General features: G+C 69.8%; 19 protein-coding genes, 3 tRNA genes and 1 pseudogene. 14 read left to right on the plus strand and 9 right to left on the minus strand.

The genetic code is table 11. The annotated features are described in order from the left end of the window. Positions 1 to 14 precede the first annotated feature (14 nt). The 3 genes from ALI22I_RS40755 to ALI22I_RS40765 are packed head-to-tail and all read left to right on the plus strand — an operon-like array spanning position 15 to position 7,410. Positions 15 to 596, plus strand: a complete 582-nt coding sequence (locus tag ALI22I_RS40755; protein ID WP_077010884.1) for a hypothetical protein — start codon at positions 15 to 17, stop codon at positions 594 to 596. After that, a complete protein-coding gene (locus ALI22I_RS40760) occupies positions 596 to 2,593 on the plus strand; it encodes an SPFH domain-containing protein (protein ID WP_077010885.1) in 1,998 nt (665 codons plus the stop codon). The genes ALI22I_RS40755 and ALI22I_RS40760 overlap by 1 nt, the downstream gene beginning before the upstream one ends. Continuing rightward, entirely contained in the window at positions 2,590 to 7,410 is a 4,821-nt protein-coding gene (locus tag ALI22I_RS40765) for a DNA repair ATPase (protein ID WP_077010886.1), read from the plus strand. The genes ALI22I_RS40760 and ALI22I_RS40765 overlap by 4 nt, the downstream gene beginning before the upstream one ends. A gap of 72 nt (positions 7,411 to 7,482) precedes the next feature. On the opposite strand, the gene ALI22I_RS40770 is transcribed toward ALI22I_RS40765, so the two are convergent. Further along, entirely contained in the window at positions 7,483 to 8,007 is a 525-nt protein-coding gene (locus ALI22I_RS40770; RefSeq protein WP_143532683.1) for an excalibur calcium-binding domain-containing protein, read from the minus strand. A gap of 159 nt (positions 8,008 to 8,166) precedes the next feature. Here ALI22I_RS40770 and ALI22I_RS40775 point away from each other — a divergent pair, with 159 nt between their 5' ends. The 3 genes from ALI22I_RS40775 (at position 8,167) to ALI22I_RS40785 (ending at position 10,457) form a co-directional block, all read left to right on the plus strand. Beyond that, positions 8,167 to 8,970, plus strand: coding sequence for an oxygenase MpaB family protein (locus ALI22I_RS40775; protein WP_238598801.1), 804 nt, complete (start codon positions 8,167 to 8,169; stop codon positions 8,968 to 8,970). 239 nt (positions 8,971 to 9,209) lie between these two features. After that, a complete protein-coding gene (locus tag ALI22I_RS40780) occupies positions 9,210 to 10,037 on the plus strand; it encodes a glutamate ABC transporter substrate-binding protein (protein WP_077010888.1) in 828 nt (275 codons plus the stop codon). Positions 10,038 to 10,253: 216 nt separating this feature from the next. Further along, on the plus strand, positions 10,254 to 10,457 hold the full coding sequence (locus ALI22I_RS40785) for a cold-shock protein (protein WP_015105489.1): 204 nt from the start codon (positions 10,254 to 10,256) through the stop codon (positions 10,455 to 10,457). 125 nt (positions 10,458 to 10,582) lie between these two features. Here the strand turns inward: ALI22I_RS40785 and ALI22I_RS40790 are convergent, their stop codons facing one another. Both ALI22I_RS40790 and ALI22I_RS40795 read right to left on the minus strand, forming a co-directional pair. After that, positions 10,583 to 10,894 (minus strand): hypothetical protein, encoded by a 312-nt coding sequence (locus ALI22I_RS40790; protein ID WP_077010889.1) that lies wholly within the window; start codon positions 10,892 to 10,894, stop codon positions 10,583 to 10,585. Positions 10,895 to 11,166: 272 nt separating this feature from the next. Continuing rightward, on the minus strand, positions 11,167 to 11,496 hold the full coding sequence (locus ALI22I_RS40795; RefSeq protein ID WP_077010890.1) for a hypothetical protein: 330 nt from the start codon (positions 11,494 to 11,496) through the stop codon (positions 11,167 to 11,169). Positions 11,497 to 11,660: 164 nt separating this feature from the next. Here ALI22I_RS40795 and ALI22I_RS40800 point away from each other — a divergent pair, with 164 nt between their 5' ends. The 5 genes and pseudogenes from ALI22I_RS40800 to ALI22I_RS40815 all read left to right on the plus strand — a co-directional run bounded on the left by ALI22I_RS40800 (position 11,661) and on the right by ALI22I_RS40815 (position 12,753). Next, positions 11,661 to 11,906, plus strand: coding sequence for a hypothetical protein (locus ALI22I_RS40800; RefSeq protein ID WP_077010891.1), 246 nt, complete (start codon positions 11,661 to 11,663; stop codon positions 11,904 to 11,906). Positions 11,907 to 12,024: 118 nt separating this feature from the next. Beyond that, positions 12,025 to 12,223, plus strand: a pseudogene (locus ALI22I_RS55780) (SCO6745 family protein); the annotation flags it as partial. Positions 12,224 to 12,438: 215 nt separating this feature from the next. Further along, a tRNA-Glu gene (locus ALI22I_RS40805) sits at positions 12,439 to 12,511 on the plus strand. 56 nt (positions 12,512 to 12,567) lie between these two features. Next, a tRNA-Asp gene (locus ALI22I_RS40810) sits at positions 12,568 to 12,641 on the plus strand. 35 nt (positions 12,642 to 12,676) lie between these two features. Then, a tRNA-Phe gene (locus ALI22I_RS40815) sits at positions 12,677 to 12,753 on the plus strand. 42 nt (positions 12,754 to 12,795) lie between these two features. On the opposite strand, the gene ALI22I_RS40820 is transcribed toward ALI22I_RS40815, so the two are convergent. After that, a complete protein-coding gene (locus tag ALI22I_RS40820) occupies positions 12,796 to 13,548 on the minus strand; it encodes a protein phosphatase 2C domain-containing protein (protein ID WP_077010892.1) in 753 nt (250 codons plus the stop codon). Positions 13,549 to 13,613: 65 nt separating this feature from the next. Between ALI22I_RS40820 and ALI22I_RS40825 the strand changes: the two genes are divergently transcribed. After that, positions 13,614 to 13,826, plus strand: coding sequence for a helix-turn-helix domain-containing protein (locus ALI22I_RS40825; protein WP_077010893.1), 213 nt, complete (start codon positions 13,614 to 13,616; stop codon positions 13,824 to 13,826). Then, positions 13,823 to 14,356, plus strand: a complete 534-nt coding sequence (locus ALI22I_RS40830) for a Clp protease N-terminal domain-containing protein (protein ID WP_143532684.1) — start codon at positions 13,823 to 13,825, stop codon at positions 14,354 to 14,356. The genes ALI22I_RS40825 and ALI22I_RS40830 overlap by 4 nt, the downstream gene beginning before the upstream one ends. Here the strand turns inward: ALI22I_RS40830 and yczE are convergent. Further along, a complete protein-coding gene (gene yczE, locus ALI22I_RS40835) occupies positions 14,325 to 14,954 on the minus strand; it encodes a membrane protein YczE (protein ID WP_077010894.1) in 630 nt (209 codons plus the stop codon). The two genes, ALI22I_RS40830 and yczE, sit on opposite strands and share 32 nt — an antisense overlap. Positions 14,955 to 15,015: 61 nt before the next feature. Here yczE and yczR point away from each other — a divergent pair, with 61 nt between their 5' ends. Continuing rightward, a complete protein-coding gene (yczR, locus tag ALI22I_RS40840) occupies positions 15,016 to 16,476 on the plus strand; it encodes a MocR-like transcription factor YczR (RefSeq protein WP_077010895.1) in 1,461 nt (486 codons plus the stop codon). A gap of 761 nt (positions 16,477 to 17,237) precedes the next feature. Here yczR and ALI22I_RS40845 read toward each other — a convergent pair. The 4 genes from ALI22I_RS40845 to ALI22I_RS40860 all read right to left on the minus strand — a co-directional run bounded on the left by ALI22I_RS40845 (position 17,238) and on the right by ALI22I_RS40860 (position 21,106). Continuing rightward, positions 17,238 to 18,245, minus strand: coding sequence for a hypothetical protein (locus ALI22I_RS40845; protein WP_077010896.1), 1,008 nt, complete (start codon positions 18,243 to 18,245; stop codon positions 17,238 to 17,240). Positions 18,246 to 18,561: 316 nt separating this feature from the next. Continuing rightward, positions 18,562 to 20,145 (minus strand): CHAT domain-containing protein, encoded by a 1,584-nt coding sequence (locus ALI22I_RS40850; RefSeq protein ID WP_077010897.1) that lies wholly within the window; start codon positions 20,143 to 20,145, stop codon positions 18,562 to 18,564. Then, positions 20,142 to 20,564 carry a hypothetical protein gene (locus ALI22I_RS40855; RefSeq protein ID WP_077010898.1) on the minus strand — a complete coding sequence of 141 codons (423 nt, stop codon included), beginning with the start codon at positions 20,562 to 20,564 and terminating at the stop codon, positions 20,142 to 20,144. Before ALI22I_RS40855 ends, ALI22I_RS40850 begins: the two co-directional genes overlap by 4 nt. Further along, positions 20,561 to 21,106 carry an RNA polymerase sigma factor gene (locus ALI22I_RS40860; RefSeq protein WP_077010899.1) on the minus strand — a complete coding sequence of 182 codons (546 nt, stop codon included), beginning with the start codon at positions 21,104 to 21,106 and terminating at the stop codon, positions 20,561 to 20,563. Before ALI22I_RS40860 ends, ALI22I_RS40855 begins: the two co-directional genes overlap by 4 nt. Positions 21,107 to 21,154 lie beyond the last annotated feature (48 nt).

The raw sequence follows: 21,154 nt of genomic DNA on the forward strand, positions 1-21,154 counted from the left end.
CGAAAGGGGGGTACATGGGGCAGTTCTTCGCGGCGGCGCTGGGATTCCCGGTCGTTGTGCTGACCGTCCTGCTGGTGATCGTCATCGTCTACTGGCTCTTGGTCGCCGTCGGTGTGGCGGACGCGGACTGGGTCGAGTTGGACATCGGCGGCGCGCCCGTGACGGTCGGCGTCTCCCTGCTGATCGCCTTCTCCTGGTTCGCGAGCCTGGCCGGCACGGTCCTGTTCACGCCGTCCTCGACGTTGGTGGGCGCGGCCGTGCTCGCCGGGGCACTGGTCGTCGGACTGGTGCTGACCCGGCTGATCATGACGCCGCTGAAGCGGCTGTTCCCGGCGGACCTGCCCGCGTCACGCCTGGACTTCGTCGGCCGCCCGTGCGTGATCCGCACCGGCCGGGTGACGCGGACCTTCGGCCAGGCCGAGGTCACCGCCGCGGACGGCTCGTCGGCACTGGTCCAGGTGCGGCAGCCGGGCCAGGACCCGATGACCGCGGGCACCACCGCACTGATCTTCGACTACGACGCGGACGGCGAGTTCTTCTGGGTCGCGTCCTTGGAAATCGGACACAGCCCGACGCTCACACTGGGGGACCACTGATGGATGTCATCACCACCGGGTTCGGCATTCTCGTCGCCGTCATCCTGGTCGTCGTGATCGGACTGCTGATCCTGATCAGCCGCCTGTTCCGCAAGATCGACCAGGGCAAGGCGCTGATCATCTCCAAGGTGCGCAAGGTGGACGTCACGTTCACCGGCGCCGTGGTGCTGCCGGTGCTGCACCGCGCGGAGGTCATGGACATCTCGGTGAAGACCATCGAGATCCGCCGCGCCGGCCAAGAGGGCCTGATCTGCCAGGACAACATCCGGGCCGATATCCGCATCACGTTCTTCGTGCGGGTGAACAAGACCGTCGAGGACGTCATCAAGGTCGCCCAGGCCATCGGCACCACCCGGGCCAGCGACGAGACCACGCTCCAGGAGCTGTTCAACGCCAAGTTCTCCGAGGCGCTGAAGACGGTCGGCAAGCAGCTCGACTTCGTCGACCTCTACACCAAGCGCGACGAGTTCCGCGACCGGATCATCCAGGTCATCGGCACCGACCTCAACGGCTACAGCCTGGAGGACGCGGCGATCGACTACCTGGAGCAGACGCCGATGGCGCAGCTCAACCCGTCGAACATCCTGGACGCCCAGGGCATCCGCAAGATCACCGAGCTGACCGCGATCGAGCACGTCCGCACGAACGAGTTCACCCGCGGCGAGGAGAAGGAGATCACCCGCCAGAACGTCGAGGCGCGTGAGGCGATCCTGGAGCTGGAGCGCCGCCAGGCCGACGCGGAGATCAAGCAGCGCCGCGAGGTCGAGACGATGCGGGCCCGCGAGGAAGCCGAGATCGCCAAGGTGCAGGCGGAGGAACGGCTCAAGGCCAACACCGCGCACATCCGCACCGAGGAGCAGCTCGGCATCCAGACCGAGAACAAGGCGCGCGAGATCGCGGTGGCGGAGAAGAACCGCGAACGGGTGATCGCGATCGAGACCGAGCGCATCGAGAAGGACCGGCTGCTGGAGGTCATCGGCCGGGAGCGGGAGACCGAGTTGTCCCGGATCTCCGCGAACAAGGAGGTCGAAGGCGAGAAGCGGGCCATCGCCGAGGTGGTGCGCGAGCGGATCGCGGTGGAGAAGACCGTGGCCGAGCAGGAGGAGATCATCAAGCGGCTGCGCGTGGTCGAGGAGGCCGAGCGGACCCGCCAGAGCATGGTGATCCACGCCGAGGCGGAGGCCCAGGAGGGCCTGGTCAAGGACATCAAGGCGGCCGAGGCCTCCGAGCAGGCCGCGAAGTTCAAGGCCCGTGAGGAACTCGTGCTCGCCGAGGCCCGGCAGCAGGCCGCCGAGCTGGACACCCGCGCCATGATCCGCCTCGCCGAGGGCAAGCAGGCCGAGGCGGCGGCGAGCGGGCTGGCCGAGGTGCAGGTGCGCGAACGGGACGCCGAGGCGATCGAGAAGGTCGGCCGCGCCGAAGCCGTCGTGGAGCGGGAGAAGGCCCTGGTGGAGGCGTTGGCGATCCGCGAGAAGCTGAAGGGCGAGGCCGAGGGCCTGTCCGACAAGGCAGGCGCGATGGCCGCGTTGGACGACGCCACCCGCGAGCACGAGGAGTACCGGCTGCGGTTGGACGCCGAGAAGCAGATCCGGCTCGCCGGGATCGACGTGCAGCGGCAGGTGGCCGAGTCGCAGGCGTTGGTGCTGGCCGCGGGCCTGGAGAAGGCCGATATCGACATCGTCGGCGGCGACAGCATGTTCTTCGACCGGATCGTCGGCGCCATCACGGTCGGCAAGCAGGTGGACGGGTTCGTCGAGCACTCCGACGTGGCGCAGGCCCTCGCCGGGCCGTGGCTGAACGGGTCGGCGAGCTTCACCGACGACATCGGCCGGCTGCTCGGCTCGCTGAGCACCGGTGACGTGAAGAACCTGACGGTGTCCGCGCTGCTGCTCAAGCTGATCAGCTCCGGTGGTCCGGACGAGGGCAAGCTGCGTGAGCTGCTGGCCGCCGCCCAACGCCTGGGAGTGGCCGAGCGGCCGGTCGCGTCGCTGTCGTGACCGCCGTGGTGGAAGCGACGTTGGAAGCGGGCACCTACGAGGTGCTGCGGGCCCGGCTGGCCGAGCAGGCGGCCGGGCTCGCCCGCCGGGCCGAAGCGCTCAACGCGCGCCGGCTGGAGGTGTTCGGCAGCGCCGAGCTGACGCTGCTGGGCACCGAGCGCATCCGCACCGAGCACAACTGCGTGCCGCGTGACGTGGTGCAGGTCGCCGGGCTCATGTTGTTCGGCTACAACGTCTTCATCGGCCTCAAGCCGGAGACGACGGTCGACGACGTGTTCTCGCTGCACCGCTTCACCCGCGACGGTGGGGCGTTCCGGTTCGAGGACGCGGCTGACGACGAGCTGCCCGGCCTGCTGCGCGACCCGCAGTTCCAACGCGATTTCGCCGAGCTGTACCGGTACTACCGGGACACCCGGCTGGTGCAGTTGCGGCGGGTCGAGGGCAAGCTGCTGGCGGTGTTCCAGACCGGCGCGCGGATCGAGGACATCCGGGTGCTGCGCTGGCAGGTCGGCGTGGACGGCACCGTGACGTACCTGGACAACCGGGGCGAGCGCGACCACGTGTTCCCGCCGTCGCACGACTTCGAGTGGATCACGACCGGACGCGAGCACCACGTGCTGGGCCGGCACCCGCACATCTCCATCGAGGACGAGGTGTTCGTCGAGACCATCGGCGGCGACCTCACCATCAAGGTGGAGAACAACACCGAGACCGGCGAGGGCATCTACCGGGAGCCGGTGGACGAGCCGTTGCAGTCGCTGGCCGACGGCGAGGTGCAGTACGCGCGGGTCGGCTCGCTGATCCTGCTGCGCATCCGCCCGTACAACGAGACCGCGTGGCGGCACCTGGTGTTCAACACCCGCACCAGGTCCGTGGTGAAGCTGGACGGCATCGGCCAGGCCTGCCAGCGGCTGCCCGAGGACCAGGGCCTGATCTTCCCCGGCGGCTACTACCTGGCCACGGGGGTCAGCAAGACGTTCGACACCCCGGTGGACGAGCTGGAGTTCGAGCGGGTCATCCGGTCCACCAACGGCGAGGACGTGCTGTACGTCTTCCACGCCCGCCGCGACGGCCGGTCGCTGCTGCTGCCGTACAACGTGATCCGCAAGGAAGTGGCGAACCCGTTGTCGTGCCACGGGTTCTCGCTGTTCGACGACGGCACGCTGGTCGTGTTCCGGGCGATGAGCGACGAGCCGACCCGCGTGCACCCGATGCAGGTGTGGCAGACGCCGTACCTGTCCGACGCCTACACCGCCGCGCAACCGGTCGGCACCGGGCCGTTGGAGCGGGTCGGGAACGCGGACCTGGTGCGCGGTATCTCCGACTGCCTGTCGGTGAGCCGTATGGTCGGCGAGATGGCGCCGTCCGTGCCGGTGTTCGAGGACCTGATCGCGTCGTGCACCAGGGTGTTCGACGCCTACCACTGGCTGGGCGAGGCCGAGCTGGAGGACCTGCGCACCCCGTTGACGCAGGTGCGGGCGACCGCCGAGCAGGTGCTGGACGAGTTCGAGACCGTGCAGGCGCTGACCGACCAGGCGGCGACCGCGCTGTCCGAGGCGGGCGAGCGGATCGCGTCGATGGTCCGCCGGGTGCGCGGCGAGGTGCCGACTTCCGCGGACGCGTGGGTGCGGCAGTTGGCCGACCTGCGGCAGGCGCAGGGGCACCTGGTGACGTTGAAGGAGATGCGGTACGTCGATGTGGCGCGCATCGACGAGCTGGTCTCTTCGCTGGATGAAGAGCTGGGTGAAACGGCGCAACGGGCGGTCGAGCACCTGCGCCGTGACGACGCGTTCACCGGCTACCACGAGCAGGTGGAGGCGCTGGTCGGCAAGGCGGACGGCATCCGCACAGTCGCCGAGGCCGTGCCGGTGGTCGAGGAGCTGGGCGAGCAGCAGCGCGGGCTTGAGGTGTTGACCGAGGTCGTCGGTTCGCTGGACATCGCCGACGCCACCGTGCGCACGTCGATCCTGGAACGCATCGGCGAGGTGCTGGGCGGGCTGAACCGGGCTCGGGCCACCGTGGACGGTCGCCGGCGTGCGCTGCTGGCCACCGAGGGCCGGGCCGAGTTCGCCGCCGAGTTCGCGTTGCTCGGGCAGGCGATCACCGGCGCGTTGGCGGTCGCGGACACGCCGCAGCGGTGCGACGAGCAGCTCGGTCGGCTGCTGCTGCAACTGGAGAACCTGGAGTCGCGGTTCGGCGAGTTCGACGACTTCCTGACCCAGCTCGGCGCCAAGCGGACCGACGTCTACGAGGCGTTCTCGTCGCGCAAGCAGGCGTTGCTGGACGACCGGGCCCGGCGTGCCGACCGGCTGGCCTCCTCCGCCGACCGCATCCTGGCCGGCGTGACGCGGCGGGTCGCGTCGTTGGCGTCGTTGGACGACGTCAACACCTACTTCGTGTCCGACCCGATGGTGGCCAAGATCCGGTCGGTGGCCGACGAGCTGCGCTCGTTGGGCGATCAGGTGCGGGCCGAGGAGCTGGACGGCCGGCTGCTGGCCGCGCGGCAGGAGGCGGGTCGCTCGCTGCGCGACCGGCTGGACCTGTTCGAGGGCGAGACGATCCGGCTGGGCAGGCACCGGTTCGCGGTGAACACCCAGCCGGTGGACCTGACCCTGGTGCCGAAGGACGGCGCGCTGTCGTTCGCCATCACCGGCACCGACTTCCGTGCGCCCGTGCGCGATCCGGAGTTCGCGGACACCAAGCCGTTCTGGGAGCAGCTGCTGGTGTCGGAGACCGCCGAGGTCTACCGGGCCGAGCACCTGGCCGCGTCGATCCTGGCCGCCCACCCGCTGGACGGGCTGCACGCCGCCGTCACCGAGGACCGGTTGCTGGACCTGGTGCGCCAGGTGGCCGAGTCGCGGCTGGACGAGGGGTACGAGCGAGGCGTGCACGACCACGACGCGGCACGGATTCTGGACGTGCTGCTGCGGCTGCACGCGGGTGCCGGTGTGCTGCGGTACCCGCCTTCGGCTCGTGCCGCGGCGCAGTTGTTCTGGGCTGCGGCTGCCGAGGACGATCGGGCTTCGTGGTCGCGTCGGGCGGCGTCGTTGGGACGGGCGCGGGCGGCGTTCGGGCACACGGCCGCTATCGACGAGCTGTGTGCGGAGCTGTCTTCGTTGGCGGGCGATCCGTTGGCGGGTGAGTACCTGTTCGAGGAGCTGTGCAGCTCGCCGTTCGGGTTCGCGACAAGCGCCGGAGCGCGCGCTCTGGTGGACGCGTTCCACCGGGCGTTGGGCGGGCGCAAGGAGTTCGACGAGGACCTGCGGTCGTTCAGCGATCTCGCGGTGCGGCGTCGGCTGGTGGAGGGCTGGTACGAGGCGTTCCTCGGCGGTCGAGCCGAACCTGATCTGCCGGAGGCGGTGGCCGTGGAGCTGTGCCGCGACCTGCCCCGGCACGAGTCGTCGGCGCAGCTCTCGGCCACCGTGGACGGTCTGCTCGGCACGCACCCGCGGATCGTGGACCGGAAGCTGGAGATCCGGCTGGACGAGCTGCTGACCCGGACGCGGGTGTTCCGGGAGGAACGCGTGCCCGCGTTCCGCGCCTATCAACGGCGGCGCAACGAGGTCGTGGCGTCGGAACGGGCTCGGCTGCGGCTGGACGAGTTCCAGCCGAAGGTGATGAGCGCGTTCGTGCGCAACCGGCTGCTGGACGAGGTGTACCTGCCGCTGATCGGCGACAACCTGGCCAAGCAGCTCGGCGCGTCCGGCGACGGCAAGCGCACCGACCAGATGGGCCTGCTGCTGCTCATCTCACCGCCCGGCTACGGCAAGACGACGTTGATGGAGTACGTGGCCAACCGGCTCGGCCTGGTGTTCGTCAAGGTCAACGGGCCGTCGCTGGGCCACGACGTGACGTCGGTCGATCCGGCGGACGCGCCGAACGCCACCGCGCGGCAGGAGGTCGAGAAGATCTCGTTCGCGCTGGAGGCCGGCAACAACGTGTTGCTGTACCTGGACGACATCCAGCACACGTCACCGGAGCTGTTGCAGAAGTTCATCTCGCTGTGCGACGCGCAGCGGCGGATGGAAGGCGTGTGGGACGGCGGCACGCGCACCTACGACCTGCGCGGCAAGCGGTTCGCGGTGTGCATGGCCGGCAACCCGTACACCGAGTCGGGGCAGCGGTTCCGCATTCCCGACATGCTCGCCAACCGTGCCGACGTGTGGAACCTGGGTGACGTGCTGTCCGGGCGCGAGGACCTGTTCGCGTTGAGCTACATCGAGAACGCGCTGACGTCGAACCCGGTGCTCGCGCCGCTGTCCACCCGTGACCGGGGTGACATCGAGCTGCTGGTGCGGATGGCGCGTGGCGAGGACGTGCGGGCGGACCGGCTCGCGCACCCTTACACGTCGGTGGAGCTGGAGCAGGTGCTGTCCGTGCTGCGGAAACTGCTGCGCGTGCAGGAGGTCGTGCTGGCGAACAACCAGGCGTACATCGCCTCGGCCGCCCAGACCGACGCCTCCCGCGTCGAGCCGCCGTTCCAGCTGCAGGGCTCGTACCGGAACATGAACAAGCTGGCGGAGAAGGTCGTGCCGGTGATGAACGACGCCGAACTGGCCGCAGTCATCGACGACCACTACGCAGGCGAGGCCCAAACCCTCACCTCCGGCGCCGAATCGAACCTCCTCAAACTCGCCGAACTCCGCGGCACCCTCACCCCCGCCCAATCCGCCCGCTGGTCCGACGTAAAAGCCGCCTACATCCGCGCCCAAGCCCTAGGCGGCTCCGACGACGACCCCATGACCCGAGCCGTAGGCGCCGTAGGCCTCCTAGCCGACCGCGTAGGCGGCGCCCTAGACCGTCTAGCCGACCGCTAACCCTCCCGACCCCTCAACCCACCCCTACCGACCGCAGGACCCACCCGTCCCCAACGTTCGGAACAGCCGAGTTCAACGTTCAGGGTTGGGCCAGTCGGGGTGTTCGCAGGCGATGCCGTCCTGGTCCCGGTCCAGGTGGTGGCGGTCCCAGCCCTCCACCTGGATGTGGGTGAGGCCCTGGTCGTGCAGCCAGTCGCAGAGGCGCCACACATGGCTCGGGAAGCGCCACGGCACGCAGACGCCGTCGGTCACGTACGCGGGGTCGCAGTTCTCCTCCCATGGCGGCTGGGAAGAGGACGTCGTGCTCTCCGGGACGCTGGACGAGGGCGGCAGTTCGGTCGTCGTCGTGGTGGTGGCAGGCGGCGGGGCCGGCTGCGGCACGACAAGGGTGAACGCCTCGGTGAACGTCGTGGGCCGCACCGCCTCGACCGTGGTGGTGTAGGTGGCACTCAGCACACCCGGTTCCACCGGGCTCGCGTCGACCCGGCGCACGTCCACAGGACGCGGCTCGTTCGCCACAATCGTCATCGCCACCAGCGCGCCGGCCGCGAGTAGTAGTACTACTCCGGCGAAGACAACGCTTCTGCCACTGCTCATCCCAGCACCCGTTCCGGACGCTCCACGGTGTCACGTGGAATCGTTCACGCCGGTAAACGCGTTACGTCCCAGTCCGTTCCGGCATCTCGAATGGGTGACGCACACCGCCGTGCGTGACACCATCGGATGATGGATGTCGGCTTACTCGGACCGGGAACGGTGACGTGGCAGTTGCACGCCGACCCGGCCATGTGGGTCGCGGGCATCGCCAGCCTCTACCTGCAGGCACTGCACCCGCGCGCGGTCGCGGCGGTGGTGCAGAACTCCAACTTCCAGCAGGACCCGCTCGGCAGGCTGCTCCGCACCGCGGACTTCGTCGGCACGGTCAGCTACGGCTCGACCGAGGAGGTCGAACGGGCCGCGGCACGGGTCCGCACCGTGCACCGCACCCTGCGCGCGAAGGACGCCACCGGCAAGAGCTTCCGCATCGACGACCCCGAGCTGCTGCTGTGGGTGCACTGCGCCGAGGTGCACTGCTTCCTCACCGTGCTCCGCCGCGCCGGCTACCGGCTCACCGACGCCCAGGTCGACCGCTACTACGACGAACAACGCCGCACCGCCGCCCTGGTCGGCCTGCACGAGGACGAGGTGCCCGGCAGCGCCCGCGAGATGGCCGATTACTTCACCGCCGTGCTCACCGAGCTCAAGCGCACCCCGGACTCCGAAGTGGTGTACCGGTTCCTGCACCGCCCACCCGTCGACGGCGTGCTGCGCCTGGGCCTGCACGCCTACGAGCCGCTGCTAGGCCACCTCGCGTACTCCGTGCTGCCCCCGTGGGCCACCGCCCTGCACGGCCACCGCCCGTACCCCGAACCGGCCGCCACCGCCCTCCTGCACGCCGTCCGGACCGCCGCACTGCTGGTACCCGCACCGATCCGCTGGGGCGTCCCGAACGGCCACGTGAACAAGGCCATCCGCCGACTCGGCCTCCGCGTGGCACCCAGGCGGGCACTCCTCCCGTAGTCCCGTATCTCGTATCCCGTGATCCGGTAATCGCTTAACCGGACAGTCGTACGGCTCACACCGCCCATTGCCCCGAATGGCGCAGTGGAATGGCCCACTGCGACCTTTGTCGCACCGGTGCCCCCTCCCGGTTTGCTTAGCATGAACAACGGCCAGCGCGTCGATCCGCGCCCGCCCTTTCCCGGGACCCCGAAGTCCCGAGAGCCCGAGACCCGAGCACCCCGAGAGGTTCGCAGCTCATGCTGTTCCGAAAAATGCTGCCCGCAACCGCGCTGGTGACCGCCCTGTCGCTCACCGCGGCGTGCGGCGGCGCGAGCGACGACACCCTGGCAGGCAAGGCCGACGACGGCGAACTGACCATCGGCATCCGGTTCGACCAGCCGGGTCTGGGACAGCGCAGGCTGGACGGCAAGTTCGTCGGCTTCGACGTGGACGTCGCCAAGTACGTGGCCGCCCAGTTCGGCGTCGAGGACACCGGCATCACCTGGCGCGAGGCGCGATCCGCCGACCGTGAGGACCTGATCACGTCCGGTGAGGTGGACTTCGTGGTCGCCACCTACTCGATCACCGACAAGCGCAAGGAGAAGGTGTCCTTCGCCGGCCCGTACTTCGAGACCGGCCAGAGCGTGCTGGTGCGCTATACCGACGAGGAGATCATCGGCCCGGAGGCGCTGAACGGCAAGAAACTGTGCTCCGTCGCCGGCTCGACGTCCGCGCAGAAGGTCAAGGAGCAGTTCGCCCAGGACGTGGAGCTGGTCGAGTACGGCCAGTACTCCGACTGCGTCATCGCCCTGCTGGCGGGCAACGTCGACGCGGTGACCACCGACCAGGTCATCCTCGCCGGGTACGTGGCCGAGCACCCCGAGCTGCTGAAACTGGTCGGTGAGCCGTTCACCACCGAGCGGTACGGCATCGGCCTGGCCAAGGGCGACGCCGAGGGCCGGGCGGAGGTCAGTGCGGCCATCGAGAAGATGGTCGGCTCCGGCGAATGGCGGGCCGCGCTGGAGCGCAACATCGGGCAGGCGGGCGTGCAACTGCCGGAGCCGCCCGAGGTGACCGAGAAGTAGACCCCCGGTTGACCAATGGCTTCGGAATGGTAGTGCTGAACGGGACCAACCGATACGCTCGGCCACGCAGGCCGTGGTTTCTGTGTTCGTGTCTCACGCTCGCGGAACGACACGCGGGCGTGCCGTCCCCCGGCTCAAGTTGGCGGGGGAAACGCCCCGGGACGGCCGGGGGCTGCACGGTGCAGTCCCAAGCTTCCCTGCGATGGAGGCAGGTACATGGCACTGGGCACTGTCAAGTGGTTCAACTCCGAGAAGGGCTTCGGCTTCATCGCCCAGGAGAACGGCGGGCCGGACGTCTTCGTGCACTACTCGGAGATCCAGGGTCAGGGTTTCCGCACCCTGGAGGAGAACCAGCGGGTCGAGTTCGAGATCGGCCAGGGCACCAAGGGTCCACAGGCCCAGAACGTGCGCAAGGTCTGATCGCGTCTGATCGTTCCAGCTCACATCGTTGATCTACGGCGCAGGCCCCCGACCACTCAAGGTCGGGGGCCTGTCCGTGTGTGTCGTTCCGGCTTCGGGAAGCCGCTAGAAGCCGTTGGGAGCCGCTAGAAGCCGCGCTGGCGGGCTTCCCACTCCAGCCGCTGCATGACCCACTCGGTGGCCAGCGCCTGGGGGGATGTCTGCCGCTCGGCGGCCAGTTCCTTCAGCTGCTCGTTCGCCATCAGCTGGAGGCGGAGCTGGTAGACCTGCGCGTTGCCGAAGCTGTTGCCGCCCGCGGTCGTCTCCGCGTCCGCGGTCTCCGGCGCGAGAGCCGCCAGGTAGGACGTCAGCTCCTCGTCGGGCAGGGCTTCGTCCTGTTCGCTTGCGGGCGGGCGGTGCTTGCCCGACTTCGACCGTCCAAGGGATCCAAGAGCCACGGCGGAATGGTAACGGTTGGATTGCGGGGCAGGCCAAAGTGTGGCCTGGGTCACAGATCTGCGCATGGAGAGGCCCCCGCGCCAGGGGGAGGAACGCGGGGGCCGGAGGGGATCTCCACAGGCGCTGACCGGGGGTGTGTCAGCAATTCGGATTGTTGCACGCGCACGTGGGCCTGGGGAGTGGGTTGACCCGAAATCTTCAGGTAGCCGATGGCGGGAACCCCGTGCCCTGGCCCGTTGTCGCACGTCGGACCGCGCCGGCAGTGATACCCCTATGGGGTAGTGGGGTCGTCGGGTGGGGGCTCCAGGTTCGTGATCTCGCCCTCCAGCTTCTGCACCAGATCCTCCAGGCCCGCGAGCATGCCGTCGAGCTGGCTCATCTTGTCGTTCATCAGCCGGTCGATGTCCGCCTCGATATCGGCCAGCGAGAGGCTGCCGAACAGCTCCTGCGGGTTCATCCCCGCCGCGGGAGCGGGTTCGGCCGGCTCCGGCGTCTCCGTCGCCTGCTGTTCCGTCGCCTGCCCGCCTGCCGGCGGCGGCGTGGCGGTTGCGGCATCCGCCGCCACTGGTTCCGGCGTCTGCCCCGGTACCGGTTCGGTCATGGGTTGCACCCTCCTAGTTCGCGTCAAGCACATCACGCGGCGCTTGACACCAAGTGGCCTACACGGAAAGTGACGCTCAGTCGCACCTGAATCACTCTCCGGGGGGCTGCGGCGGTTCGGCAGGCTCGCTTAGCCTCGCGCCAACCTCAAGTCGGGGAGGCGTCATGAGCGGGTCCCTAGAAGTACGTCAGTTCCTGTGGAACCAGGACGACACGATGTCCAGGCCGGGCGGCGGTGGGGTGCCCGCCCAGCGGACCGGTGAACCATCACGGATCTCGGACGAGCAGGTGCACCGGGCCCGGCTGTCGGTGGCGCGAGGCGCCACCAGTGCCGAGGACTGTCGGCTGCTGCTCGACATGCTCGGGTTGTCACCGGGTGAGGACGGGGGCGCGCCGCCTGTGCAGCGGTAGGACGCGCGGCTGATGGCCCCTCCGGGACACGTTCCGGAGGGGCCACCGTCACCAGGCACGACGAGCGGTTCACCACGGCGCCGCACCCAAGCCGTGGACTTCGTGCTGCCCGGCCGGGCCGGAACGGCGCGCGAAGCTCGGCTTCGTGGTGGCTGACGCCGCCGACGCGTCCGCCTTGCCGTTGTTCCTCGGCCGGCGTGACGCGGCACGTCCTGATGGTGCTGCGCGAACTGCGAGGCGGCCTGCACTTCGCCGCGCTGCGCGCCGTGGGGCTGAGCGTGACCCAGGCCGTGGCGCTGGACCCCGGTGGCGGAAGGGGCGGCTGCTGCGCCCGTGACTGCGCCCGGCGCCGCAGTCGGGGCTCCGACGTACGGGTGAGCCCTCGCGAACGGGGGTGGAATCGCAGGTCAACAAGTTGTGCCACCCCCGTTTTGGAGGTGTGGACACTCGTGCCCTATGCTTACGATGCTTCCACCGGACAGCGTGGAGGGCCTGGGAAGAACGGTGGCCCAAGGGCTGCCGGAGGAACTAGGTCCCCATCGTCTAGCGGCCTAGGACCCCGCCCTTTCAAGGCGGTAGCGCGGGTTCGAATCCCGTTGGGGGCACGTAGTACAGTGTTGAGATAGTGTGACAGCAGTAAAGTGTGACGGTAGTGAAGCAAGGCCCAGTGGCGCAGTTGGTTAGCGCGTCGCCCTGTCACGGCGAAGGTCGCGGGTTCGAGTCCCGTCTGGGTCGCAAGGCAGTTCGGCCGGTTGGTCGGGCCGCTACCTGGCCAGGTAGCTCAGTTGGTATGAGCGACCGCCTGAAAAGCGGTAGGTCGGCGGTTCGACCCCGCCCCTGGCCACCAGTCCGTTCGAGAAAGCCCCTCGCCTGACGCGAGGGGCTTTTCTCATTTTTCCCGGGTGAATCGGATGACCGCCAGCGCTTGGTCGTCGTGCACTTTTGACCGGCTCCACTTCGTGCGATCAGGATCACTCGCTTCCGCCGCGCGGATCTCGTCCAAGACCGTTTCAAGGCCTTTCTCGGATGTGATGTGCAACACGGTTTGCCAGTCCGTGAACAAGCCGTAGTCGTCCACGCCGCAGGACACACCGTCAGTCGCCATGAGCACGGCGCGCACTCGGTCCCGTGGCCAGCTCGCCCGAACGGCCCGGTGTGCGGCGGCCGGTTCCGCCTCGGCCACCCACCAGCCGTGTTCGCGGTTGCGCCAGTCCGTGATCCGCTCGACCTTGCCGCGCATGTCCCGCAGACGGGTGTCGGCGACGACCTCCGCGCCGGTGTCGGTGAACACCACCACCGGGCTGTCGGCGAGCACCAGCACGTCCACGTCGGTTTCGGTCCACCGCGTGATCGCGACCGTGCTCGACGGCGAGTTCCCCGGCGTCAGGGCGTGTTTGCGGGCCAGGCGTTCGATGGCTCGGGCGAGTTCGTCGGCGAGGTCGCCGTCCAGGCCGGGCAGCTGCTCGAACTCGCCGGCCAGGTGTCGGGAGTGCCAGCCGCCGTCCCGTTCGCGCGGGGTCGGCGAGGTCGCGCCGTCCAGCAGCACCACGGCGTTCGGCAGTCGGACGATGCGGTCCTCGGTGGGGCGCGGCAGGCCGTCCGCGCCTACTCCGGCCCGTTCGGCGATGGTGATCTCCGTCATCGGTGTCGAGCCTAGTGTGTCAACCTGGGTTGACAACTCGGCGTTTGTCAACCAAAGTTGACGGCATGACGGAGGCAACAGAGCTCGCCTCGGCGGCGGGCGACCAGGACCCCAGGGTCGGGCTGCGAGCAGTGAGCGCGCTGCGCCGCCTACTGGAAACGCTCGAAGCCGTGCAGGTGCGCAACGCCCGCGCCCGCGGCTGGTCATGGCAGGAGATCGCGGCCGAACTCGGGGTCACCCGGCAGGCCGTCCACAAGAAGCACGGGGGAGATCGATGATCGGGGAAAGGTTCACCAGGGCCGCCCGCCAGACCGTCCACGACGCGGTGGCGCAGGCCGAACGCCTCGACGCGCCGGAGATCGGGCCCGAGCACCTGGCGCTGGCGCTGCTCGACGCGCCGGTGCTGGCGAGCTTCGAGCTGTCGCGGGACGAGGTGGTCGACGCCTTCGCCGCCGCCCGGCGCAAGGGCGGGCTCAGCGACGCGGACACCGCGGCGTTGCGCGGGCTGGGCATCGACGTCGACCAGATCGTGGCGTCGGTCGAACGTTCACACGGGGAGGGTGCGTTGGCCGGTGCGCCTCGGCGTCGCCGGCGGTTCTTCGGCAACCACCGGCCGTTCACGGCGGCGGCGAAGAAGACGTTGGAGCGCAGCCTGGTCGAAGCGCGCGACCTCGGCCACGACTCGCTCGGCCAGGAGCACCTGTTGTTGGCGTTGCTGGCCCAGCGGGGGCTCGTGGCCGAGGTGTTGGAAGCGCGTGGGGTGAGCTACACGGAGGTCAGGAAGCTGGTCGCTCGCTCACCCAGGTGACCAGGGGGAGGAACGCCTGCGTGAGCGGGCCGATGGTGACGGCGTAGAGGACGGTGCCCACGCCGATCGTGCCGCCGAGCAGCCAGCCGATGGCCAGCACGGTCAACTCCACCACGGTGCGAACCAGGCGCAACGAGGTCCCGGTCCGCGCGCAGAAACCGGTCGTCAGGCCGTCGCGCGGGCCGGGGCCCAGGCGGGCGCCGATGTAGACGGCGGCGGCCAGCCCGTTCAGCACGATGCCGGCGGTGAGGAAGAGGATGCGCGGCAGGAGTTCGGCCGGGTTGGGGAGCAGGGCCAGGCTGACGTCCACCGCGACGCCGATGACGATGACGTTGCTGATCGTGCCGACGCCGGGCTTTTGTCTGAGCGGGATCCAGCAGAGCAGGACCAGGACGCCGACGAGGGCGGTGATCGTGCCGAAGGACAGGCCGGTCATCTTGGTCAGGCCCTCGTGCAGCACGTCCCACGGGTCGAGGCCGAGGGTGGCGCGGATCTGGAGCGCCATGCTGGCGCCGTAGAGCCACAGCCCGGCGAGGAGTTGGGGGACGCGTCGGAGCGGCGAGACGGTGACCGGGACCTGGGTGAGGGCGGCGAGCATGTGGCCATCCTTCGCTCCGATTGGCCTTGTATTCCACAGCCAATCTGCAATAATTGGCCTTATGAACCCTGACGTCCCGCCTGGTGGACGTATATCCGGCTTCCGTCTGGCCCGATTGCTCGGCGAGTGGCGTCGTAGTGGTGCGCGTCACGGGTCGGCGGACCTGGCCGCGGCGATCCGGATGCTGGTTCTGGACGGGCACTTGCCCGCCGGCACCCGGCTGCCCGCGGAACGCGAGATGGCCGAGGTCCTGCCGGTCAGCCGCACGATGATCACCGCGGCCCTGGACCAACTCCGCGTCGAAGGCTTGGTCGCCAGCCGTCGTGGTGCGGGTTCTTGGATCAGCTTGCCCACCGGGACGTTGGGGATCGTTCCGGACAGTCCGTTGATGGGCAGCAGCATGATCGACTTCGCTCGTGCCGCACCGCCGGCGCTACCGGGTGTGCTGGCGGCGTTCGACCAGGTCCGCCGCTACCTGCCGGACCACTTGGCCGACCACGGCTACTACGAGCACGGACTGCCCGGCCTGCGGCAACGCATCGCGGACCGGTACGCGGCCCGCGGTCTGCCGACGTCACCCGACCAGATCGTGATCACCAGCGGAGCGCAGCACGCGCTAGCCCTGACCCTGCGCCTGCTCACCGGCCCCGGCGACCGGGTGCTGGTCGAACAGCCCAGCTACCCCAACGCCCTCGACGCGATCAAGGCCGTCTCGGCGATCCCGGTCCCGGTGGCGATGACCGACACCGGCTGGGACCTGCCCGGGATAGCCGCGGCCCTACGCCAAGCCGCGCCGCGCATGGCTTACGTCGTGGTCGACTTCCACAACCCGACGGCGCACCGCCTGGATGCCGAGGGCCGTGCCGAACTGGCCGACGTGGCGCGGCGTGCGCGGACCCCGTTGGTGGTGGACGAAACGGTCGTCGAGCTGGACCTGGACGGCGACCCCCTGGACGGCCCACCACCCATGGCAACGTTCGCCGAGGACCTGGTGGTGACCCTGGGCTCAGCCAGCAAATCCCATTGGGGTGGCCTGAGAATCGGCTGGATCCGCGCGTCCACCGAGGTCGTCCACCGCCTGATCTCCACCCGCACAGCCATGGACCTCGGTTCCGCGGTGGTCGAGCAACTGGTGCTGGCCGAACTGCTGACCGACCCCGAACCGGCCCTGCGCGAACGGCGCGCCCAGCTGGCGGCCCAACGCGACGTGCTCATGGAAGCCCTGCGCGAACACTGCCCAAGCTGGCGTTTCCGCAGGCCGGCGGGCGGCCTCAGCGTCTGGTGCGAACTCGACGCGCCAGTGAGCACCCGCATAGCCGTCGCATCCCAGAACCACGGCATCCGCCTGGCCCCCGGTTCACGCTTCGGCGCCCACGGCGGCCTCGAACGCTGGCTCCGCCTACCGTTCGTCCAACCACCCGACGTCCTCCGCGACGCCGTACGCCGCCTAGGCCTGGTGGCCGCCTCGGTATCCGGCACCGGCACCGCAGCCGAGACCGACGTAACCGTCCCAGTCGCCTGACCGCCCCCAAGTCCAGGGCCCAACCTCACCCACGCCTGCCCCGCATCCCCGCACCTGACCCGCACCTGACCAGGGCGATCTCGCTCTGCTCATCGCCCGACCGGGCGCGATCCGACCTGCTCGACTGGGCACGTCCGGCCTGCGCGACCTGACCGCGCTCAGCCCGACCGCTGCTTGGCCAAAGTTGGCCGGCGAAGGCCGGCGGGTGTGATCGCCGCTGCTCGCACTGGCTGCTGCTGATCACCCTCCCGATTCGCGCTGCCTCACGGCCTCGCCGCCGCTATTGGCTCGCCGATGGCCGATGGCGCTGCGGATCGCTGCTCGCGCGTCGTGCCCTGGGATCGGTGCGGGGTGCGGGGTGGGGGATGTGTGGGGTGGTTGGTCGGGGCTCCTCATGGTTTAACCGAGGTGGGGTAACGGTGTTTCCGTACATATTTTGGTGATGATCACCTGATCGGGTGTCCGGCCCCGTCGGGCTCCGGCGCAGCCCCTCGATGGGCCGGAACCCGACGGCGGTGGTGGACCTGCGGCGGGGACGCTCCAGGGATTGGCGTCCCCTGCCGCAGGTTCCCGTGCGGTCCCTTCGCTCGCGGGGGCAGCGCGGCGATGGGACCTTGCCCGTTCCTGCCGGGGCGCGGTCGGCAGGACGGGAAGTCCGGGGGTCGTGCGGTGGGTGCATTGCGAGAAAGCGATCGTGCGAGAAGTGACTGGTCAGACGAGGTATAGCCGCGTGTGCGCTGGGCACACGGGTCCTGCCTTACTCAGTCGGGTGACGTGCTGGGCAGCCCGGGAATGCTGCCTGGAGATCGGCCGTCGTCCCGCCGTTCCACCGACCACGCGGTCAACGGTTTCGGGTCCGACTGGCTGGTGAACGACGCGATGACACCACCCCGGTGACCGCCGCCGTTGTCCGCGCTGCTCGACGACGCCGTCGGCACACTGGGTGCGGGCGCCTGCGTCGGAGCGGGTGCGGGGGCGGTCGGCTCCGGCACTTCCCAGATCACTACTGCGTTCGACGTGATCTGGGCGGCTGGTGCGGCGGGCACGAATACGTCCAACGGCAGGACGCCCGCGCGGGTCGGTGCGGTTGCGAGAGCCTCCGCGGGTGCGGGAGCCGCGGCCGGTGGAGTCGAAGCGGCTGCGGCTGCCGCACGGGTGGAGGCCTTCGCGGCGACCTTTGCCTCGTACAGCGGGGCGGGCATGGTGTTCGACACCGAGCCCGAGTGGCTGTAACCGGAGTGGCTGTACTCGGTGTCGTCCGGGTACGGGTCGTCATCCGGGTACGGGTACGGGTATGAGCCGGGGTAGCTGTCGTCATCCGCTGGGTGCCCGCCCTGACTGGGTGGGAAGCCGACGTCGAGCGATGGGCGGTCGAACTCCGGCGGGCGGTCGACCACCAAGGGGCAGCCGACGGCCAAGGAGTGGTCGAGCACCAGGGGGCGGTTGGTGGGGTGGAAGTCCACGCCGACCGGGTGGTGTTTGTACGCCGGTGGCTCGGACGGGCGGTGCGCGTGCGGGAATCCGGCGGAGGTGAACGGTGTGGCGTGCTGCGGGAGCACGTCGGCGAGCAGGAGGTCGGTGGTTGCCGCCTGCTGCTCGCCGAGCGTCACGTTCACCACGTCGAGCGTCTTCGCGATCTCGTTCGAGTGATCCTCGCCGGCCGAGGCGACCCCGGCGCAGACGAACCACGCCGCCGTCGCCAACCCGCCGACGGCGAGTGCCCGAAGCAGCAGCGATCCGCTGCGGCGCACCGCGTCGGAGACTGCCACTGTGGATCACCACCGTTCCAAAGTACGGCGAACGGGATGGACCGTTCGAGGTCGACGTTCTGCTATGTGTAGCACTGGTTACCGCATTTTCGAACGTTCTCCGCCCGAACCCACTCGGAAGGGCGGTGCGGTGCGGCTGTCCGGGTCGCCCCGGCGGTCGGTGAACACAGTCTGTCGTGTCCACCGAATCGGGTGATGAGTGCCGATGTCCGTTGTGGACGCCGCTTTCGTGTCCGTTGTGGACCGCCGAGGAACGCCTTCGGTACCGAAGGTCCAGTTACCCCATATGGGCGTCCCTCAGTCGGGTGGTGCGTGGTCACCCTGCGCCCACGCAGACGAAGCCCAGATCGCCGTGCCGCGCCTGGGCGTCCGCAAGCGCTTGCGCCGGCTGCGCCAGGTTCGCGTGGAGATCGACCATCAGATCCACCACCCGATCGTCCGGCACCGCCCGCACGCTCTCCACGACCACCCGCGCACCCCGTCTCAACAACACCTGCGCCAAACCGGACTCGCACGCCGACAGCACCACGACCGACGGCACGCGCGCCAAGCCGTTGAGGTCGTGCCCGTGCAACGGCCCGTCGTCCAGCTGCAGATACGAGAACAATTCGTCTTGCCGGACACCATGAGCCGCGATGTGCGCCACGTCCGCATGGGCCATTTCGCGCAACGTTTCATCCACTGTGGAGCGGAACCGCCCGCCGTGCGTCCGGCGCAACGTCTCCACCTCCCGGTGCGCGTGCCGCAGGCACGGCCCGGCCACCCAAAGCCGGTTCTCCAAGGTCAACGGCCGCGTGTTGGCCCGATGCCAACAACTCGCCGACGGCGCCACCGACAGCGCTCGCCCACGAGCCGAAGGCAGCGCGGCCCACGGCATCCGCGCCAGTTCCGGGCTCGGCACGACGACCAGCGGCCGGTCACCGCCAGGCCGCAGGAGGCGGTCGAGGTCGGCGAGCGCGTTCGGCGCGTCCGCGAGAGCCAGCGAACGGACGTGCCGGGCGGCGGTCCGGGCCTCGCCGAAGTCGTGCAGCCTGACCCGGCCGGCCGCCACGGACACCGCCATCAACCGGTCACGATGGCTGATGAAGATCAGCAAAGCCTTGTCCTCCAACGCGTCCACGACGTCCGTCAGCGGGACGACGGGCGGTCCGGCGGCGCGCGGCGACTGCGCGAGCCTGCGGATCTCGTGTTCCAGCCGCACGATCCGGTCCCGATCACCCCGCACGCGGGCCAGGCGCAGTTCGGCCCGCACCTCCGCGACCTCGGGGGCCGGTTCGAACGGGTGAACCGGCCGGCGTTCGCTCCAGCGCCACGCCGACCGGGCGTCTCCGCTGGTGAGGGCATGGTCGAGGGCGATGTCCACCAGGTCTCCGTGGGTGTCGGGTTCGTGCAGTGCCAGACCGGCCCGGCACGCGGCCACTGCGCCGCGTCGGGTCTGCGCGAGGCGGGCGCGCGCCAGCCAGCCGATGGCCTTCGACCGGGACGTGCCCCGGTACCTGCGTGCGGCGGCCTGCTCGGGCGCATGGAGGAGCCGCAGTTCGGCCGCGTCGTCGTGATGTCCGTGCTGGTCGCAGGCGTCGGCGACCTCGATCGGCGTACCCGGTGAACCCGGCGCACTCGGCGCGCCTGCGCGCAGGGCCACGGCCTGGGCGGCCGGTATCCACGACGGACGGCCCTCAGCCCGGAACAGGGCTTCCGCCTCGGCGGCAAGCGACCGTGCGGCATCGAAGTTGTTGCCCCGCAACGCACACCGCGCGGCGAGCAGTAGCGCTTCGGGCAGCCGTGAGTGGACCGCCGGCCGCAGCAGCACGTTCGCCTCCCGCACCAGACCGGTGTTGAGCAGGGCTTCCGCACGGTCGACCAGGGCCAGCGAACGGTCCGGCGTAAGGAAGCGCGTCATGCGACGAACCACGGCGTCGCGTGATCACGGCCCGTACCGCGCAACACGAACCTGACCGGCCCGAACGGCACCCGTTCGACGTGGAACCACCCCGCCGGGTCGATCGCGGCCGTCACCTGCCCTCCCGGCCACCGCACCACGGCGAGAGTCCCGGCGCGGGCCAGCCCGGTGGCGTGCAGACCGCCCCTGACGTGGTCGAGCCGCAGGTCGAGGTCGGTGAAGGTCAACGTCCGCGTGCCGCCCCGCCCACGCATACCGGGCGGGGCGGTCCGGACCGAGTCGGCGACCAGCCGCATCGTCGCGGCGTCGGTGCGTTCGTTCAGCGCGCATTGCGCTTGTGCGGCGAGGGTTCGCGGAGTCGGGTCGAGGTCGTCCACGAGGTGGGCGAGGGTGTCGAGCAGTTCGCGGTCGGTGGTCATCGGGCCACCTCGACGCCGATCCGGCGGCGCAGCACGGCCAGGCACCGGCCGCGGGTGGCGCCCAGGCTGTTGACCGGGACGCCCACCGCCTCGGCGACCTGCGTGAACGACAACTCCGGCGCGAACGCCGCCAGCCGCAGGATTTCCCGGCAACGGTCGGTCAACGTCGCGTAGGCGCGCCACAGCCTCGTCCCGGAGTCACCGTCCAGCGCCGCGTCCTCCGGCGTCGGCCCGTCGTCCAGCGGTTCCCACGGGTCCAGCGGCTCTTCCCGGCCACGCAGGCGCAGCACGGTCAGCGTCTCGCGCCGGGTGGTCGTGACCAGCCACGCGCCCAGCCGGTCCGGACGGCGGATGCGGGTCAGGTTCTCGGCCAGCGCCAGCCAGGTGGCCTGGCAGACGTCGGCCGCGTCGTCCGGACTCAGCCGGTGCGACCGCGGCACCGCCCAGACCAGGCGCACGTACCGGCGCACGATCTCGTTCCACGCGGCCTCGTCGCCCGCCTGCGCGCGGGTCAGCAGTTCAGTGTTGGTCCGATCTTGCATGCTCCTTGAGAGCGGTCCGGCTGACCTGGGGATACCGCTGCCGCCCGA

It is taken from the genome of Saccharothrix sp. ALI-22-I (assembly GCF_001984175.1).
In the GTDB taxonomy this organism is placed as follows: domain Bacteria; phylum Actinomycetota; class Actinomycetes; order Mycobacteriales; family Pseudonocardiaceae; genus Actinosynnema.